Source organism: Streptomyces sp. NPDC048419, from assembly GCF_043200415.1.
In the GTDB taxonomy this organism is placed as follows: domain Bacteria; phylum Actinomycetota; class Actinomycetes; order Streptomycetales; family Streptomycetaceae; genus Streptomyces.
In genome coordinates this window covers 110,685-127,464 of the sequence record NZ_JBICXT010000017.1, presented here as the reverse complement: position 1 = coordinate 127,464, position 16,780 = coordinate 110,685, and the positions used below count along the sequence as shown (strand labels likewise).

General features: G+C 70.7%; 18 protein-coding genes and 1 pseudogene. 11 read left to right on the top strand and 8 right to left on the bottom strand.

Features of this window, described 5'->3' with window-relative positions; translation table 11 throughout:
- Positions 1-25 precede the first annotated feature (25 nt).
- Positions 26-661, top strand: coding sequence for a TetR/AcrR family transcriptional regulator (locus ACGFYN_RS30965; protein WP_393869204.1), 636 nt, complete (start codon positions 26-28; stop codon positions 659-661).
- 11 nt (positions 662-672) lie between these two features.
- On the opposite strand, the gene ACGFYN_RS30960 is transcribed toward ACGFYN_RS30965, so the two are convergent.
- Positions 673-1,542: a LysR family transcriptional regulator gene (locus tag ACGFYN_RS30960; RefSeq protein WP_393869203.1), complete on the bottom strand. Its 870-nt coding sequence runs from the start codon at positions 1,540-1,542 to the stop codon at positions 673-675.
- Positions 1,543-1,612: 70 nt separating this feature from the next.
- Between ACGFYN_RS30960 and ACGFYN_RS30955 the strand changes: the two genes are divergently transcribed.
- Positions 1,613-2,209: a short chain dehydrogenase gene (locus tag ACGFYN_RS30955; RefSeq protein ID WP_393869202.1), complete on the top strand. Its 597-nt coding sequence runs from the start codon at positions 1,613-1,615 to the stop codon at positions 2,207-2,209.
- 95 nt (positions 2,210-2,304) lie between these two features.
- On the opposite strand, the pseudogene ACGFYN_RS30950 reads toward ACGFYN_RS30955, so the two are convergent.
- A pseudogene (locus ACGFYN_RS30950) lies at positions 2,305-2,763 on the bottom strand (SAM-dependent methyltransferase); the annotation flags it as partial.
- A 192-nt stretch (positions 2,764-2,955) separates the two neighbouring features.
- On the opposite strand from ACGFYN_RS30950, the gene ACGFYN_RS30945 reads away from it, so the two are divergent.
- The 3 genes from ACGFYN_RS30945 to ACGFYN_RS30935 are packed head-to-tail and all read left to right on the top strand — an operon-like array spanning position 2,956 to position 4,503.
- On the top strand, positions 2,956-3,318 hold the full coding sequence (locus ACGFYN_RS30945) for an ArsR/SmtB family transcription factor (RefSeq protein WP_393869201.1): 363 nt from the start codon (positions 2,956-2,958) through the stop codon (positions 3,316-3,318).
- Entirely contained in the window at positions 3,302-3,838 is a 537-nt protein-coding gene (locus tag ACGFYN_RS30940) for an SRPBCC family protein (protein ID WP_393869200.1), read from the top strand. The genes ACGFYN_RS30945 and ACGFYN_RS30940 overlap by 17 nt, the downstream gene beginning before the upstream one ends.
- Positions 3,838-4,503, top strand: a complete 666-nt coding sequence (locus ACGFYN_RS30935; protein ID WP_393869199.1) for a dihydrofolate reductase family protein — start codon at positions 3,838-3,840, stop codon at positions 4,501-4,503. Before ACGFYN_RS30940 ends, ACGFYN_RS30935 begins: the two co-directional genes overlap by 1 nt.
- 67 nt (positions 4,504-4,570) lie before the next feature.
- Here ACGFYN_RS30935 and ACGFYN_RS30930 read toward each other — a convergent pair whose 3' ends face one another.
- The 3 genes from ACGFYN_RS30930 to ACGFYN_RS30920 are packed head-to-tail and all read right to left on the bottom strand — an operon-like array spanning position 4,571 to position 6,983.
- A complete protein-coding gene (locus tag ACGFYN_RS30930; protein ID WP_393869198.1) occupies positions 4,571-4,909 on the bottom strand; it encodes an STAS domain-containing protein in 339 nt (112 codons plus the stop codon).
- Positions 4,906-6,180 (bottom strand): PP2C family protein-serine/threonine phosphatase, encoded by a 1,275-nt coding sequence (locus tag ACGFYN_RS30925; RefSeq protein WP_393869197.1) that lies wholly within the window; start codon positions 6,178-6,180, stop codon positions 4,906-4,908. The genes ACGFYN_RS30930 and ACGFYN_RS30925 overlap by 4 nt, the downstream gene beginning before the upstream one ends.
- Positions 6,180-6,983, bottom strand: coding sequence for an alpha/beta fold hydrolase (locus ACGFYN_RS30920; RefSeq protein WP_393869196.1), 804 nt, complete (start codon positions 6,981-6,983; stop codon positions 6,180-6,182). The genes ACGFYN_RS30925 and ACGFYN_RS30920 overlap by 1 nt, the downstream gene beginning before the upstream one ends.
- A 105-nt stretch (positions 6,984-7,088) precedes the next feature.
- Here ACGFYN_RS30920 and ACGFYN_RS30915 point away from each other — a divergent pair, with 105 nt between their 5' ends.
- On the top strand, positions 7,089-7,598 hold the full coding sequence (locus tag ACGFYN_RS30915; RefSeq protein WP_393869195.1) for an NUDIX hydrolase: 510 nt from the start codon (positions 7,089-7,091) through the stop codon (positions 7,596-7,598).
- A 21-nt stretch (positions 7,599-7,619) separates the two neighbouring features.
- Here ACGFYN_RS30915 and ACGFYN_RS30910 read toward each other — a convergent pair whose 3' ends face one another.
- Together ACGFYN_RS30910 and ACGFYN_RS30905 are read right to left on the bottom strand one after the other, a co-directional pair.
- Positions 7,620-8,312: a DUF899 domain-containing protein gene (locus tag ACGFYN_RS30910; RefSeq protein ID WP_393869194.1), complete on the bottom strand. Its 693-nt coding sequence runs from the start codon at positions 8,310-8,312 to the stop codon at positions 7,620-7,622.
- Between the two features lie 67 nt (positions 8,313-8,379).
- A complete protein-coding gene (locus ACGFYN_RS30905; protein WP_393869193.1) occupies positions 8,380-9,183 on the bottom strand; it encodes an AraC family transcriptional regulator in 804 nt (267 codons plus the stop codon).
- A 54-nt stretch (positions 9,184-9,237) separates the two neighbouring features.
- Between ACGFYN_RS30905 and ACGFYN_RS30900 the strand changes: the two genes are divergently transcribed.
- From ACGFYN_RS30900 to ACGFYN_RS30885, 4 genes are all read left to right on the top strand, one after another.
- Positions 9,238-10,230 (top strand): zinc-binding dehydrogenase, encoded by a 993-nt coding sequence (locus tag ACGFYN_RS30900; protein ID WP_393869192.1) that lies wholly within the window; start codon positions 9,238-9,240, stop codon positions 10,228-10,230.
- 127 nt (positions 10,231-10,357) lie between these two features.
- A complete protein-coding gene (locus tag ACGFYN_RS30895; RefSeq protein WP_393869191.1) occupies positions 10,358-12,055 on the top strand; it encodes a stealth family protein in 1,698 nt (565 codons plus the stop codon).
- A 13-nt stretch (positions 12,056-12,068) separates the two neighbouring features.
- Positions 12,069-13,913: a stealth conserved region 3 domain-containing protein gene (locus ACGFYN_RS30890; RefSeq protein ID WP_393869190.1), complete on the top strand. Its 1,845-nt coding sequence runs from the start codon at positions 12,069-12,071 to the stop codon at positions 13,911-13,913.
- A gap of 477 nt (positions 13,914-14,390) precedes the next feature.
- The gene (locus tag ACGFYN_RS30885; RefSeq protein ID WP_393869189.1) at positions 14,391-14,978 is read left to right on the top strand and encodes a BlaI/MecI/CopY family transcriptional regulator; all 588 of its coding nucleotides are present in this window, start codon (positions 14,391-14,393) and stop codon (positions 14,976-14,978) included.
- A gap of 42 nt (positions 14,979-15,020) precedes the next feature.
- Here the strand turns inward: ACGFYN_RS30885 and ACGFYN_RS30880 are convergent, their stop codons facing one another.
- The gene (locus ACGFYN_RS30880) at positions 15,021-15,365 is read right to left on the bottom strand and encodes a DUF1330 domain-containing protein (protein ID WP_393869188.1); all 345 of its coding nucleotides are present in this window, start codon (positions 15,363-15,365) and stop codon (positions 15,021-15,023) included.
- A gap of 190 nt (positions 15,366-15,555) precedes the next feature.
- Here ACGFYN_RS30880 and ACGFYN_RS30875 point away from each other — a divergent pair, with 190 nt between their 5' ends.
- Positions 15,556-16,749, top strand: coding sequence for an FAD-dependent monooxygenase (locus ACGFYN_RS30875; protein WP_393869187.1), 1,194 nt, complete (start codon positions 15,556-15,558; stop codon positions 16,747-16,749).
- The last annotated feature ends 31 nt before the right edge of the window (positions 16,750-16,780 follow it).

Sequence of the window (16,780 nt, the reverse complement as noted above, 5' to 3'; positions counted from 1 at the left end):
CGCGATCTCCTGCCACGACGACGCCGTGAGCGCCACGCCCCCGGGGCAACCTCCACGACGCGGGGATCGACCCGCCTACGACCGTGACTCCCTGCTGGAAGTCGCGGTCGAGGTCTTCAACGAGCGCGGCTACGACGGCACGGGCATGGAGGAACTGGCCCGCCGCCTGGGCCTCAGCAAATCGAGCATCTATCACCATGTCTCCGGCAAGGAGGAGTTGCTCGCCCTCGCGGTCGCCCGCGCCCTGGACGCCCTCTTCGCGGTCCTCGACGAGGCGCCGGGCCCGGACAGCACCGCAACGGCCCGCCTACGGCACGTCGTTCGCGGCAGCGTCGAGGTGCTCTCCGCCGAACTCCCCTACGTCACCCTGCTCCTGCGCCTCCACGGCAACAGCGAGACGGAACGCCGAGCCCTCGCGCGACGCCGCGAGTTCGACGGCCGGGTGGCCGAACTGGTGGCAAGTGCCGCGGCGGAGGGCGAAGTACGCGACGACATCGACCCGCATCTCGCGAGCCGCCTGCTGTTCGGCGCGGTCAACTCCCTTGTCGAGTGGTACCGGCCGGAGGGGGATCTGCCGGTGGCGACCGTGGCCGAGGCGGTGACCGTCATGTTCTTCAACGGGTTGAGCACCGAGCGAGTCGACGGTTCCGCCACCGCGTAAGGGCTACGGCCTCACGATCGGCTGCCGACCGTGTGCTGCTGGGCTAGGTGCAGGAAGGCCTCGGTGGACGGGTGGGTCGGGGTGGTCGGCCAGGCCAGATAGACGGTGACGGGGGCCGCGTCGGTGAGCGGGAGGTAGTGGACGCCGGGGTGGGGGTGGTGGTGGATCGTGCCCTCGGTGGTGACGCCGACGGCTTCCCCGGTGGCGATGACCGTGAGCCACTCGTCCACGCCCGGAACCCGGACGGTACGGGGAACCTGGTCTTCGGGCCACAGCTCCACGCCGGAGGTGGCGGCCGTGGAGCAGAGCGCGACCAACTCCCCGGTCAGGTCGGCCAGGTGAACGTTTTCACGCTCGGCGAGGGGGTGCCCCTCGGGTACGGCCACCATCCGCTGCTCGTGGGCCAGCACCCGGTGGGCAAGGCCGGAGTCGTCGGCGGGCCGGGTGCGCAGGACGGCCAGGTCCGCCGCCCCGCGCCGGACAGCCGCCTCGGGGTCGTCCAGGCGGCGCACCTTTACCGGGGTGTCGGGGTGCCGCTCGCGCCAGGTGCGCAGCAGGGGCACCGTCTGCCGCCCGAGCGCGGCCCAGGCGAAGGCGAGACGCAGCGGCCGGGACTCCGCCCGGCCGGCTGCTTCGGCCAGGGCGTCGTCGAGTTGGGCGAGGATGCGCCCGGCCTGCTCCCACAGGCGCTGCCCGGCCTCGGTCAGCGCGAGCCGGCGCGTGGTCCGCTCCACCAGACGCACCCCCAGCCGGCGCTCCAGCTGCTCCAAGGTGCGGGAGAGCGCGGGCTGGCTGACGCGCAGCGCGAGCGCGGCGCCGGTGACGGTTCCCTCCTCGCCGATGGCGACGAGGGCCCGCAAGTGCCGCACCTCCACATTCATAACTGCCAAGCATAAGTGCTTCACGCACGGCATTTCCCTCGCCCACCGGGCCCGCCGTAGCGTCGCAGGCATGAAGATTCTGCTGATCGGGGCCACCGGCAAGCTCGGCACCGCCGTCAACAAGGAACTGGCCGTCCGCGGCCACGACGTGATCACCGTCGGGCGCACCGCGGGCGACGTGCGCTGCGACATCACGGACCCGTCCCGGACGGCCGAGCTGTACGGGCAGGTCGGCCAGGTGGACGCGGTGGTCAGCGCCGCGGGCGACGTGCCCTACAAGCCGATCGCCGACATGACGGCCGACGACTATCAGGCCGCCTTCACCGGCAAGGTGTCCGCCCAGATCGAACTCGTCCGCCAGGGCCTCCCCCACGTCGCCGAACGCGGCTCGTTCACCCTCATCACCGGCATCCTCGCCCGCGAGCCCATCCCCACCGGCACCGCCGCCTCGATGGCCAACGGCGCCCTGGAGGCCTTCGTGCGCGCCGCCGCCATCGAGATCGCCCCGCAGCGCATCAATGCCGTCAGCCCCAACGTCTTCACGGAGAGCCTCGCGGACTACGGCGACTACTTCCCCGGCATGGGCTCGGTCGACCTCGCCCAGGTCGCGCAGGCGTACGTCCGCTGCGTGGAGGGCGGGCAGACGGGGCAGATCTACGCCCTGTAGCGAGCCGGACCACGCGTCCAGCTGGCCTTGCGCGCCACACCGCCGTAGAACCCCACGTCCTTCGACCCTGCCGACGGCGGACCGTCCGGCCGCCGGACCGCGACCAGGAACAGCGCGACCGGCTCGCTGAAATCGATGACGCGGCGGACCTCGCGGTGGTCGACGACGGCGCGCGGATCCCCTACGTCGGCGAGCACGATGCCGGTCGCGCCCATGTCGCTGAGCAGCGCGTCCGCGTGTGCCTTCACGACCGGGTCGTTGTCGACGTAGGCGAAGCGCACGTCCGGCGCCGGCTCCTGCGCCGTCTCGTGGATGTTCGGGGTGGCTGGCAGGCCGGTGCCAACGTCGAGGATCTGGCGGACGCCGGCGCCCACGACGTGCCCGACGGCGCGCCGCAGAAAGGCACGGGTGGGCCGCACCGGCATGCGCGCCTCGGGCGCCCGGGCGGTGAGGGCGCCGCCGGCCTGGCGGTCGACCTTGACCTCGTAGTGCTCCTTGCCGCCCAGCAGGTAGTCGTAGATGCGCGCCGGGTGCGGTCTGCTGACGTCGGTCACGTCCCCGTCTCCCGTCGGCGACCGCGCGGTCCGCTTCGGGTGCGCCCGCCCCGCTCACCGCGGAGCTCTTCGAGGACGAGGGCGTGATCGACGTGGCGACGACCGCCGAGGTCGACGACTGGCTGTCCGGCCGCCCGCACAAGACGGGTGACGGAGCGTTGACGCATGCCGATATAGGCATATGATGACGCCATGGCACGAGCGGCGACGACCTCGGACACGTTCAACGCGATCGCCGAACCGCAGCGGCGGGAGATCCTGGTGCTGCTGCGGGGCGGCGAGCGGCCCGTGACCGACCTGGCCCAGGACCTGGGGATGACCCAGCCGCAGGCTTCCAAGCACCTGCGGGTCCTCCGGGAGGTCGGTCTGGTGCGGGTCCGCGTGGCGGGCAAGCAGCGGCTGTACGACCTGGACGCCCGCGGGCTGCGGCCGGTCCACGAGTGGGTGGGTGGCTTCGAGCGGTTCTGGAGCGAGAGTTTCGACCGGTTGGAGGAGTACGTGCAGGAGCTGAAGCAGGCCAGGCAGGAGGGACCACACGATGGCGACGACCGATAGCGGCGACGAGCATGCACACGCGACCGCGGACCGCGAGATCGCGATCTCCCGGGTGATCGGCGCCCCGCGGCCTCTGGTGTTCGAGGCGTTCACACGCGTCCGGCACCTGTCGCGGTGGTGGGGCCCGGAGGGATTCACCACCACGACGCGGTCCTTCGAGTTCCGCGTCGGCGGGGTGTGGGACTTCGTGATGCACGGGCCGGACGGGACCGACTACCAGGAGTGGATCACCTGGCGGGAGATCCTCGCGCCGGAGCGGATCGCGCTGCTGCACGGCGAGTCCCGCGACGACCCCAACGCCTTCGAGTCGGTCCTCACCTTCGAGCCCGCCGGCGAGCGGACCCGGATCGTGATGCGCACGGTGTTCCCGACCAGGGAACTCCGCGACGAGGCGGTGGAGAAGTACCACGCGGTCGAGGGCGGCGAGCAGACGCTGCGCCACCTGGCGGCCTACGTCGCCGAACTCACCCGGGGCGGGACCGCCGGGAACGAGACCGCACCGAAGGGAGCGGAGGACTGATGGCCGGAAAGGTGTTCTTCAGCGTGACGATGTCGCTCGACGGATTCATGGCGCCCGAGGCCGTGCCCGTCGAGTACGTGTTCTCGCCCGAAGGCCAGAACGACCCGAGGGCCCGGCGCTGGATGACGAAGTGGTCGGAACTGCAGGCGTGGCTGTTCCCGCAGCGGTGGTTCAGGGAGAACCTCAAGCTCGGCGAGGGCGGCGAGGAAGGACTCGACAACGACGTCGCCCGGGCGACGTACGAGCGCACCGGTGTGAGCGTCATGGGTAAGCGGATGTTCGACGCCGGCGAGCTGGCATGGCCGGAGGAGGCGCCGTTCCACACCCCGGTGTTCGTCGTCACCCACACCGAGCGCGACCCGTGGGAGCGGCCGGGCGGCACCACCTTCCACTTCGTCAACGACGGCATCGAGAGCGCGCTGCTGCAGGCCCGCGAGGCCGCCGGCGAACGCGATGTGCGCATCGCCGGGGGCGCCGAGACGATCCAGGAGTACCTGGACAGCGGCCTGATCGACGAGTTCTCGATCACCCTGGCGCCCGTGTTGTTCGGCACCGGCATCCGCCTGTTCGACCGCGTGGATCCCGACCGCCTCGCGCTGGAGCAGGCACGCGCGGACGCATCGTCCCGGGTGACCCACCTGACCTACACCGTCGCGAAGCGGTAGCACGCGTTCCCGAAGTCACCATCGCCCAGCATCCGGCCCTCACACACCTGGCCTCCCGCTCCAGACCTCACGCGCGGGTGGCGACCTCGCTGTCGGGGTGCAGGGGGAAGAGCTGGTCGAGGCCGACCATGCGCAGGACGCGCAGCGTGTTGGCGGGGACGGCGGCGAGCGCGATGTCCGCCTCGGCGGCGTGGGCGTGGTTGCGGGCGGCGATGAAGGCGGTGATGCCGCTGGAGTCGCAGAAGGTCAGGCCGGCCAGGTCCAGCACGAGACGCTGCCCCGGCTTCAGGGCGGTCGCGCCGATCAGTTCGCGCAACTCGCCGGCGCTGGTGTAGTCGAGTTCGCCGTGGAACTCCAGTACCGGGCCGGTCGCGGCGTCTCGGGTGGTGATCTGCAGAGGGCTCATCGTCCGTTTTCCAAGGGGGAGTCGTGGGCCGGTATGCCGAGGGCGAGCAGGGCGGTGTCGTCGTCGAGGCCGTCCCCGAAGCTGTCCAGGAGGCCGGTCAGGGCGTGGATCAGGGCGTCCGGGGGCCGGCCGGCGTGCTCGGTGGCGAAAGCGAGCAGGGACTCCTCGCCGTACAAGGTGCGGTCTTCGTCGATACGGGCTTCGGTGAGGCCGTCGGTGTAGAGCAGGAGGGTGTCTCCGGGCGCCAGGACGGTCGTGGCGGTGCTGAAGTGCGCGTCGGGCAGCACGCCGACGAGGAGGCCACCGGGGGTGGGCAGGTAGTCGGCGGTGCCGTCGGCGCGCAGGATCAGCACCGGCGGGTGGCCGCCCGAGGCGAGGTGGACGGCGATCTCACCGGTCGCGGGGTCCGGTTCGAGCGTGCCGAAGACGGCGGTGCAGTGGCGGGGGTCGCCGCTGCCGGTGTAGCGCTCGTGGAGCACCTTGTTCAGGGTGGACAGGGCGGCCACCGGGTCGGTGTCGTGCACGGCGGCCGCTCGCAGGGTGTAGCGGGTCAGGGAGGTGACCGCTGCGGCCTGCGGCCCCTTGCCGCACACGTCGCCGAGGAAGAAGGCGAAGCGCTTGCCGTCGATCGGGAAGAGGTCGTAGAAGTCGCCGCCGAGCCGGTCCGGGGAGGCGGTGTGGTAGTGCGCCGCGGTCTCGAGGCCGGGTACGGACGGCAGGATGTCCGGCAGCAGCGAGCGCTGGAGCACGGCGAGGGCGTCCTGCAGCCGAGTCCGGTCGGCCTCCGCCTGCCGGCGCGCCTCCTCGGCCGCCTTCCGGCCGCGCAGGAGTTCCTCCTCGTACGCGCGCCGTTCCCGGGCGTCGAAGATGGTGGTGCGGATCAGCAGGGGCTCCCCGGAGCTGCTGTGCTTGACCGCGGACGAGACCAGCACGGGCATGCGTCCGCCGCCGGTCCGCTTGAGCTCCAGGGCGATGCCGCTGATCCGGCCCTGCATCTGCAGCAGTGGCGCGAAGTGCGTCTCGTGGTACAGCTTGCCGCCCACGGTCAGCAGGTCGGTGAAGCGCATCCGGCCCACCACCGCTTCGGGCTCCAGACCGAGCCAGTCCAGCAGCGTGGCGTTGATCTTCGCGATGGTGCCGTCCATCAACGTCGACAGGTATCCGCACGGGGCGCTCTCGTACAGCTCGTCGGCGCTGTCCTCGAGCAGCGCGGCGAACGCCGCGTCCGCGGTCCTGTCGCCGTCGGCGTCCGGCGGGTCGGAGCGGCACATCACCGAAGGCCCGCCAGGAAGTCCCGCAGGGCCGCGTTGGTGGCCTCGGGCGCGGACAGGTGCGGGCAGTGCCCGGTCGCGTCGAGAGTGACCAGGGTGGAGCCGGGGATCGCCTCGTGGACGAAGGCGCCGACTTCCCGGGGAGCGATGGCATCGTTCGTGCATTCCAGAACCAGCGTCGGGACCCGCACGCCCTTCAGGTCGTCCCGTGAATCCGACAGGAACGTGGTCCGCGCGAAGACGTGTGCCATGTCCGGGTCGGTGGCACAGAAGCTGTTCTTCAGCTCGTCGCCGAGTTCGGGCCGCTCCGCGTTGCCCATGATCACCGGCGCCATCGCCGCCGACCAGCCCAGATAGTTCGACTCCAGCGACCCGAGCAGTTCATCGATGTCCTCGGCGCTGAAGCCGCCGCGGTAGCCGTCGTCGTCGAGGTACCGCGGCGAGGGGGCGATCATCACCAGGGCGCCGATCCGCTCCGGCGCCCTGTCCGCCGCCAACACGCCGATCATCGCGCTGACCGAGTGGCCCACGAACACCGCGTCGCGCAGATCGAGGGCCTCGCAGACCTCCACGACGTCCCGGGCGTACCCGTCGAGCGAGGAATACCTCTCCGGCGAGAACGCGGACGGATCCGCGCGGCCCGAACCCACGTAGTCGAAGAGCACGACCCGGTGGTCCTCGGCCAGGGCGGGCACTGTCAGCCGCCACATGTTCTGGTCACACCCGAACCCATGAGCCAGCACTACGGTCGGTCCCTCCGGGTTGCCCGTGACGACGACGCTGTTCCTGCGAAGGATGTCCATGCCATCCAGTCTCTCAACCCCCGCCCGCCACTCCGACACGCGCCCTCCACCCGGCAATATCGTGCTGGTCAGGAAAGCTTCTCCCCCCTACGAAAGGGCACCCTGTTGCACGCGCATCCACCCCATGCCGAGAGCGGCCGCATCACGACCCGGCCCCGCACCACCCAGCCTCCGACGCCGCACGCGGCGGTGGGCGTCGGTGTGATCGTGATCCGGGAGGAGGGTCTGCTGCTGGGGCGGCATCGGCTCGGGACGCTGGAGTTGCCGGGTGGGACCGTGGAGCCGTACGACGGGTCCTTCGAGGCGACCGTCGTGCGTGAACTGGCCGAGGAGACCGGTCTGTCGGCGCGGACCGACGACGTCACGCTGCTGGGGACGCTCGTCGATCATGTCGGCGACGTCGTGCGGATCACCGTCGGCGCTGTCGTCCGGTCGTGCCAGGGGCAGCCCTCGACGCAACCGGACGAGAGCGTGGGCGGATGGGAGTGGTGGCCGCTGGACCGGCTTCCTCGGCAGGATCTTTTCGAGTGCAGCGCCCAGATCCTCGCGCACTGGCGTCCTGACCTGCCCATCGACCATCCGCCCGCGCACTTCACGCCCTACGCGGCAGGCTGATGCGGCGTGCCGGCCGGCGGCTCACTCGCCGCCGCCGGGGCCGTAGACCGCGGCGATGTCCTTCGACCCCGCCCACCGGCTGTACGTGGGCGACTGGGGCCAGCCCTCGGGCGAGTCCTGCCATTCCTCCTGGCGGCCGTAGGGCAGGAGGTCGATGAGGGCGAAGGAGTGGCTGAGCTGCTCGGTGCCGCGGCCGTTGGTGTGCCAGGTGCGGTAGACGGTGTCGCCGTCGCGCAGGAACACGTTGACCGCGAATCCGCCGTCGGGCGGTGCGCCGACGTCGGTCCCGAAGGAGCTGTCGGCGGTCGAGTACCAGGTCATCCTGTTGCCGACGCGCTGCTTGTAGGCGAGCGCCTCCTTGATCGGGCCCTGGGTGACGATGACGAACCGCGCGTCGTAGTTGTCCAGGAACTCCAGTCGGGTGTACTGCGAGGTGAACCCGGTGCAGCCCGGGCACTGCCATTCCTTGCCGGCGAACCACATGTGGTTGTAGACGATCAGCTGCGACTTGCCTTCGAAGACGTCCGCCAGCCGGACGGGTCCGTTCTCGCCTTCCAGGACGTAGTCGGGCATCTCCACCATGGGCAGCCGGCGGCGCTCGGCGGCGATGGCGTCGAGCTCGCGCGTGGCGGCCTTCTCGCGGGCTCGTAGGGCGTCGAGGCTGCGCTCCCAGGTTGCGGCGTCGACGACAGGTGGCACGGCGTGGGTGGTCATGGGTCCCCTCACAGAGCTCGTACGCAGTTCGGGTTGTCCGGGGGTAGACCGCACTCGTCACCGGAACTCATCGGTCGCGCTCGGAGCCGTTTCGGTAGCGGCCGGGCGTGGTGCCGATGACCTGGGTGAAGGCCGCGATGAAGCTGCTGGGGTTCGCCCAGCCACAGGCATGGGCGACGCGTGTCGTGTCGTGGCCGTCGGCGAGCAGGACGAGTGCGTGGTAGATGCGGAGCTGCGTGCGCCATTCGTAGAAGGTCATGCCGAGTTCGTCGTGGAACAGCCGGCTGAGGGTGCGGCCACCGGCCCCGATCGTCCGGCCGAGGCCGGCGAGCGAGGTGTTGTCCGAAGGGTTCGCGCGCAGTATCCCTGCGATGGCCCGCAGGCGATCGTCCTGTGGTTCCGGCAGTTGCAGGGGCTGCTCGCGCGCTTCGTGGAGTTCGTCGACGAGGACGCGGCGCAGGCGTGCGTGCGCCGCACGGTCGTAGCTGCGCTCGGACCCGTCGCGAAAGCGCGGGCCCGTGAGGGTGAGCAGTAGTTCGCGTACGAGATCGGAGGCCGTGAAGACGGCGGGACGACCGGGGACGAGCCGGGTCAGGGAGGCGGGCAGGAAGAGGATCCGCATGTCGGTGCTGCTGTGCGCGCGGTGGTGGTGCGTGAATCCGGCCGGGATCCACGCGACGCGGTTGGTGGGAACGATCGACGTTCCGCGTTCGGTGTGGACGGACAGGACGCCCTGGGCCGCGTACACCAGGTGCCCGCGCGGATGGGAGTGCAGCGAACTCGTGCCGCCGGACGGCCACAGGTGCGCCCCGCCGGACGGCCATATCTGTGACGTCCAACCGGATTCGGGAAGTTGGCGGCCAACGGGCATGACTTGGCATCGTACCGGTGGCAGGCCACACCGGCAGCTGGCGACAGTGGATGCATGACGAAGACGATGCGTGCGGCAGTCTGTGTCGGGGCGGGCGGCCCCGAGGTGCTGGAGATCCATGAGCGGCCCGTACCCGCGGTGCGGGCGGGCTGGAGCCTGGTGCGGGTGAAGGCCGCGGGCCTGAACCGGTCGGAACTGCGGACCCGCCAAGGACACTCCCCCGGTGTGCGGTTCCCGCGTGTGCTGGGCATCGAATGCGTGGGAGTCGTGGCGGCCTCGACCGATCCGCTGGTGCCGGACGGGACGGCCGTCGCGGCGGTGATGGGCGAGATGGGCCGGTCGTTCGACGGCGGCTACGCCGAGTACGCGTTACTGCCGAACGCGCTGCTGATGCCGATCACCACCACCTTGCCGTGGGATGTCCTGGCCGCCCTCCCGGAGACCTACCTGACGGCGCAGGGCTCGCTGGACGCTTTGGGGGTCGCGCCCGGTGGCAAGGGGCGGCTGCTCATCCGTGGCGGGACGTCGTCGGTGGGGATGGCGGCCGCGTCGATCGCGCGCGGCTGCGGACTCGAGACCGCGGCCACGACTCGGCAGCGGGGCAAGGTCGCCGCGCTGACCGCGGCCGGCGTGGACCACGTGCTCCTCGACGAGGGCGGGTCGCTGGAGACTCCCGTGCGCGCGCTCTGGCCCGAGGGTCCCGATCATGTGCTGGACCTCGTCGGGGCGAGCACGGCGGTGGACTCGCTGCGTCTGGTCCGTCGTGGTGGAACGGTATGTGTGTCGGGTTCTCTCAGTGGGTGGGTGATCCCGGATTTCGAGCCGATCGCGATGATCCCGTCCGGCACCAGGCTCACGTCGTTCCACAGCGACGACTTCAAGGGCGGCGCGGGCGCGGCGGTATTGCAGCGGATCGTGCGGGACGTCGAGGCGGGCCTCCACCGGCCGTACGTGGACCGGGTGTTCGGCCTGGACGAGATCGTCGCGGCACACACGTACATGGAGAACGACGAAGCCACCGGAAAGCTTGTCGTCATGGCCGAATAGCACGGCAAGTAAAGAGCGCGCTATGAGCAACGTTAATTTTCGGAGATATCTCGTACAACCTTTCGCCACATGCGGGGGTCTCGTTAACGCAAGTGTGTGTTGAGGTAGGTGAAGAGGAGCTCAGAACGTGACCGTGCGCTCATTTGCCCGGCGGATGCGGCCCCGAGTCGAGCGGAAGGCCGCCGAGCGGGTGTGGCAGCTGCGCACCATGCGGCGGCGCCGGCAGGCCGCGGTCACCGACCCGGTCCTGCGCCCGGTGGCGGTGCGCGGCCAGCAGCTCTACGGGCGGGTCGTCTCCGCCTTCACCGCGGCCGATGCCACCGCCTCCAACCTCGGCCTGGTCGTGGCCGCACTGGAGCAGGAAGGAATCCCCTACTTCCTGCTGCCGGCCGCGCGGACGCGTCACACGGTCGGCGTGAACGCCGTCGACCGGGAGCGGTTCCTCACCGCCCTCGAGACGCAGAACGCGGGCAAAGCGGTGTTCATCGGCAGGCCCCTGCCCGGCGGCATGCTCCGCCACCCCGCGCTGTTCATGGACGGCGTGCTGCCGACCCCGCTCCGCACAGCCCCCACGCTGCGGATCGGCGAGAACCACCTGGGGCCCAAGGGCCAGTTGCTCTCCGGGCCGGAACTCGCCTGCGACGTCGAGTTCTGGGAGGACGGGGCGCAGCTCCTCGCCTCCGCCGACGGCCCTCGGCGGCTGGCCAAGGTCCAGCCGCAGGCGTCCGAGGACGTCTTCGCCGAGTCACTGATCTCGCCGCGCAGCAACGGCATCGCCGACGTACTGCCGGTGTCCGAGCAGAAGCCCGCCACCGTGCAGGTGGGCGACCGGGAGCTGCCGACCTTCGCGCCCTTCACCCGGCCGACCGTGAACGACGTGACCTTCCCCGTCGACGTCGTCTACACCTGGGTCGACGGCGAGGAGCCCGAGATGCGGGCGAAGCGGGCCCGCTTCCAGGACCGGGGCACCGCCGAGATCCTGGACAAGGAGACCAACGCCTCCCGCTACACCAGCCACGACGAGCTGAAGTACTCGCTGCGCTCGCTCGCCATGTACGCGGACTTCGTGCGCCACATCTACATCGTCACCGACGGCCAGAAGCCGCACTGGCTCGACGACCGGGCCGAGGGCATCACCGTCGTCGATCACCGGGACATCTTCCCGCCGGACGTCCTGCCGGTGTTCAACTCCCACGCCATCGAGACCCGGCTGCACCACATCGAGGGCCTGTCGGACCACTACCTGTACTTCAACGACGACGTGTTCGTCGGCCGCCGCGTCACCGCGGAGCACTTCTTCCACGGCAGCGGGCTGATGAAGGTCCCGGTCTCCCCCCTCAAGATCGGCATCGGCAAGCCGCACGCCGAGGAGACCGCCACCAACTCCGCCAGCAAGAACGTCCGTCGGCTGCTGATGGAGAAGTTCGGGCGCATGACGACGAACAACTTCATGCACACCCCGCTGCCGCAGCAGCGCGAGACCCTGCAGACGCTCGAGGAACTCTTCGACGAGGACATCCGCCGCACCACCGCGTCCCGCTTCCGCTCCCCGCAGGACATCGCCCTGACGGCCCCGCTGCTCTACCAGTACGCGCTGATGACCGGCCGCGGTGTGCCGGGCAGCTTCAGCTTCCGGTACGTCAACATCAGCCGCCCGGACGCCGAAGCGCGCCTGGACGACCTGCGCCGCAACCGCCGCTTCGACTTCTTCTGCCTCAACGACGTCGACGTGCCGTCGGAGGAGCGCGAGCAGGTCGGCGTCCGCATGGGCGAGTTCCTCGACCATTACTTCCCCTTCCCCAGCCCCTTCGAGAAGCGGAACTGACGGGGCCGCGGGCATGGAAATCCGCCACCACTTCACCGGTCCCGCGGGCCTACGAGCCGTCTGGGAGCTCCTGGTGCTCCTCCGGCTCCAGCTCTCGGCCCGGCTGTGGACCCTGCGTAGGGCCCGGGCCCGGCGGCGCCTGCGATCCGCCCTCCCCGGACTGCGCCGGATCACCCTCGGACCGATCCGGCTGTACGGCCCCACGGTTGCCGCCTACACGGCAGCGGACGCCGCCGAAGCCGACCTCGAGCGGGTGTGCACCCTGCTGGAGTCGATCGGGGTCCCGCACTTCCTCGTCCCCTCCGACGACGGCAGTGCGTCCCGGCCGGTGGTCGGCGTGGAGGAGACATACCGCGAGGAGGTCCTCGCCCGTGCGGCGCAGCGCTTCGCGCACACCGCGGAGTACGTCGGCGGGTTCGGGCGGGACGGCACCGTGACGCGTGCGGTGCTCTGGGCCGACGGCAAGTTGCCCCGGGCACTGAGGCGGGCGGCCGTGCTCCGCACCGGCCTGCTGCGCCTCGGCCCCGAGGGCCAGGTGCTCAGCGGTCTGGAGGCGGGCTGCGACATCGAGTTCTGGCGCCGCGGCCGGGACCTGGGCACTGCACCGGGCTCCGATCCCTCCTGGCTCACCGTGCCCGCCCGCCAGCTGGAGGACGTCTACGGCCCGGCGCTCGTCGCTCCGCGCCGCAACCCCGTCTCGGAGGTCCTGCCCGCGACGGCGCAGCAGCCGGCCACCGTGACCGGCCCGCGCCGCAGCGTGCCGACGTTCGCGGCCTTCGCCGAAACGGGCATGGACGAGGTCCGCTTCCCCGTGGACGCCGTCTACACCTGGGTCGACGGGGACGACCCCACCATGGCCGCGAAGCGCCGTGCGTACCAGGAGCTCTCCGGCAACCTCATCGCCCCGCGCGAGACCGGTGCGTCCCGCTACACCAGCCATGACGAACTGCGGTACGCGCTACGGTCGTTGGACATGTACGCCGGGTTCGTCCGGCACGTCTACCTCGTGACCGACTCCCAGCTCCCCGACTGGCTGGACCCCGAGGCGGAGGGGCTGACGGTCGTCGACCACCGGGACATCCTCCCGGCCGAGGCGCTCCCCGTCTTCAACTCCCACGCGATAGAGAGCAGGCTGCACCACATACCGGGCCTGTCGGACCGCTACCTCTACTTCAACGACGACGTCTTCATCAACCGCCCGGTGCGGGCGCAGCACTTCTTCCACGGCAACGGGATCGCCCGCATCCCCCTGTCCCCGCTCAAACTCGGCCTCGGCGCCCCGCACCCGCTCGAACCGGCGCCCAACTCCGCCGGCAAGAACGCCCGCGAGGTGATCAGGCGCTTCCACGGCAGATACGTCACCCACAAGTCGCTGCACACCCCGCACCCCCAACTGCTGTCCGTCATGCGGGAGATGGAGGATCTCGGCATCGAGGAGCTGGAGCACACCGCGTTCTCGCGGTTCCGCTCGACCTCCGACGTCGCCCCGGCGTCCACGCTCCACCACCACTGGGCGATCGCGACCGGACGGGCCGTCCCGGCCCACTACCGCTTCCGCTACGTCCAGTTGGGCACCCCGGACATGCAGCGCCGCCTGGCCCGCCTCGCCGCCGGCGAGGACGTCGACTTCTTCTGCCTCAACGACGTGGACACGCCTCCGGCGGCCCGAGCGGCGGCCCGGTCCGCCATCCACGGCTTCCTGGAGCGCAAGTTCCCCTTCCCGAGCCGGTTCGAGGGCGTGTCCCGACCGCTCTCCCACACGGTCGCACCCCGCATGACGACGCTTCCGCGACAGGTGACTCTCGAGGAAGTGCGACGCCATGACGGCGGCTTCCAACGCGAAGGCCAGAGCCAATAACGTGGCGGCCTGAGGTGCTCACGGGGGATGATGGTGTACATGGCAATATCGATCGTGGCAGTAGTGGCCATACTGGCTCTGGCGATCACGGCACTGGTACGACGAGAACGCCGCCGGATGCCGCTCCATCCCGACGGACAGCGGATCGAGGCGGCAGCCACCCGAGGCCTTCGCAACGCTCGCCGGCAAGCACATGCGTATCACCATTTCGCCGATACCAACGGGGTCAGCGCGCTCAGGGACCGGGACTCGCGCTCGCAGTGATCGGCGATTCGAGCATGCCCTTTGGTGACCGACGGTAAAAACACAGCTCCCGGGCGGAACAGGCTGGGGCAGGCGTCCGTAAAATTCCTAAGCCGCACTTGTTCGGCATGAAGGGTGCGGTCCACGGCGTTCGCCGTGTCCGCGAGACCGCTGCCCGGCCCGTTGCAGCTCCTCGCCCGACGGTCGGCCGTGGCGCAGAGAAAGGTCAACCCCATGTCCCAGCCTCCCGCCTCCAGCGAACTGACCTCGCAGTATGCCGCCCAGGTGACCGGTGACCTCGAGCGCAACGTCAAGGAGCAAGATCGCGTCGGTGCGGAAATCGCCGATCTGCAAGGGCAGTTGGCCGCGCTGCAACACGACCACAGCGTGCTCCTGAACATGCAGCAGGCCCTCGGTATCACCCCCGCGTCCGCCGAGGCGGCCGCTGCCACCGCCTCCCCGGGCACCAAGACCCGGGCCAAGAAGGCCGGCACCTCTGCCCGCCGCTCCACAGCACGCAAGTCTGCCGCCAAGAAGACCCGCCCCACGGCCGACACATCGACCCGGCCCACGCTGGTCGACCTGGTGCGCGCCCACCTCGCCGAGGAGCGCGAGCCGCGTTCCACCGCCGAGATCGCCGCCGCCCTCGACAAGGCCCATCCCGACCGCACCATCAAGAACACCGTCGTGCGCACCACCGTCGAAGGCCTCGTGGCCAAGGGCCTCGTGCAGCGGACCAAGCAGGGGAGCTCCGTGTACTACACCGCTCCTGACGCGGACCGGTCCGCCGACGCCCAGCCTCAGCCCGGCGCCACCGAATAGCGACCGCACAGCGGCATCCTTGCTCGGCTCCGCCCAGGGCCGTCAGCCGGACAGGCCCGCCCTCATCACCTGCGCGGTCGCCGCCGCGTCGTAGTCCTCCGCCACGCCCGGCACCAGGATGATGTCCCCGGCGATGTGCCGTGAACGCAGCGGCGCGATCTCCTGGTAGGCGGCCGAGTCCCACCAGGCCCGCGCCTCCCCCATCGACGGAAAACCGATCACCACCACGTGCCCGGGCCACGAGCCCTCCTTCACGTCGTGCTGCGCCCCGTGCACCAGGAAGCGGCCGCCGTACGGGGCGAACGTCGCCGTGATGCGCTCGATGTACTCGGCGATCTCCGGATGCGGCGCGGCTTCCCGCAGGTGAGCTATCGCGTAGGCAGACATGACGTCCCTTCCGGCGGTTCCGACTGGTTACGCCGACGATCATCACACCGTACGGGCTCAGGGTCGATGACCCCAGAAGTAATGAACCCCGCGAGCGTGCGTCGCAGGTGTTCTCAACAGACACGGCCACCCGGGAGGATCGGGGCAGTGGCAGCACCGGAGTAGCCCCAGGGATAGGAGGAGTCGGTCCATGCCCGCTCGCCCGCACGGCCCACGGATCGCCATCATCGGGGGCGGCATCGGCGGTCTCGCCGCCGCCGCCTTCCTGCGCCGCGCGGGGCTGAACGCCACCGTCCACGAGCAGGCACCCGCGCTCAGCGAGGTCGGCGCCGGGCTGGTCGTGGCGCCCAATGCCGTACGGCTGCTGCGGCGCCTCGGCGTCATGAAAGCGTTCCTGCGCCGGGCCGTGGCTCTGGAGTGGGGGTGGGAGTTCCGTCGCTGGGCGGACGGCGGCGTGCTGTCGGTGGAGGCACTGACCGATGTGTGCGAGCAGCTCTACGGCGAACGCACCTACGTCATCCACCGGTCCGATCTGCTGGACGCGGTGCGCTCGGCGGTGCCCGGCGCGTGGATTCGGCTGGGCGAGCGGTGCACCTCGGTCGAGGCGGGCCCGGACGACGTGTCGCTGTCCTTCGCGGACGGCAGCCGGACCGAGGCCGACGTCGTCATCGGCGCCGACGGCGTGCACTCCGTGGTCCGGAGCGGGCTGGCCGCCCGTCCGTCCCCGGGGTACTCCGGTGTCTGTGCCTTCCGTACCCTCGTGCCCGCCCACGCCGCACCGGAATTCGCCCTGCGGCCCGCGCAGACGATCTGGCTCGGACCCGGCCGGCACTTCGTGCACTACCCGATCGCCGGCGGCAGCGCGGTCAACGTCGTCGCCTTCGCACCCGCCGGGGACTACACCGAGGAGTCCTGGAGTGCGACGGCCCCGACCGAGGAGTTCCGCGCCGAGTTCGCCGACTGGGACCCGCGGGTGACCGATCTGATCGTGGCGGGCGGAGTGCCGGGACGCTGGGCCCTGCTGGACCGTTCGCCGCTACGGCACTGGAGCCGGGGCAGAGTCACGCTGCTCGGTGACGCCGCGCACCCCATGTTCCCCTTCTTCGCGCAGGGCGCGGCCCAGTCCATCGAGGACGCCGCCGTACTGGCACGCTGCCTCGCCGCGTCCCCGGACGACCCCGAACAGGCCCTGAAACGCTACGAGTCGGCGCGCATCCCGCGCACCACGCGTCTGCAGGAGATCAGTCACGCCCGCAGGGACGCCAACCATCTGCCGGACGGGCCCGAGCAGGAGACACGCGACACGGCGCTCGCCGCGTCCGACCCCCTCGTCACGGCCGGCTGGATCTACGGCCACGACGCCGAAGCCGCGCTCACCACGTGAGCGCCGATCAAGAGACCGGCCGGACCCGCAG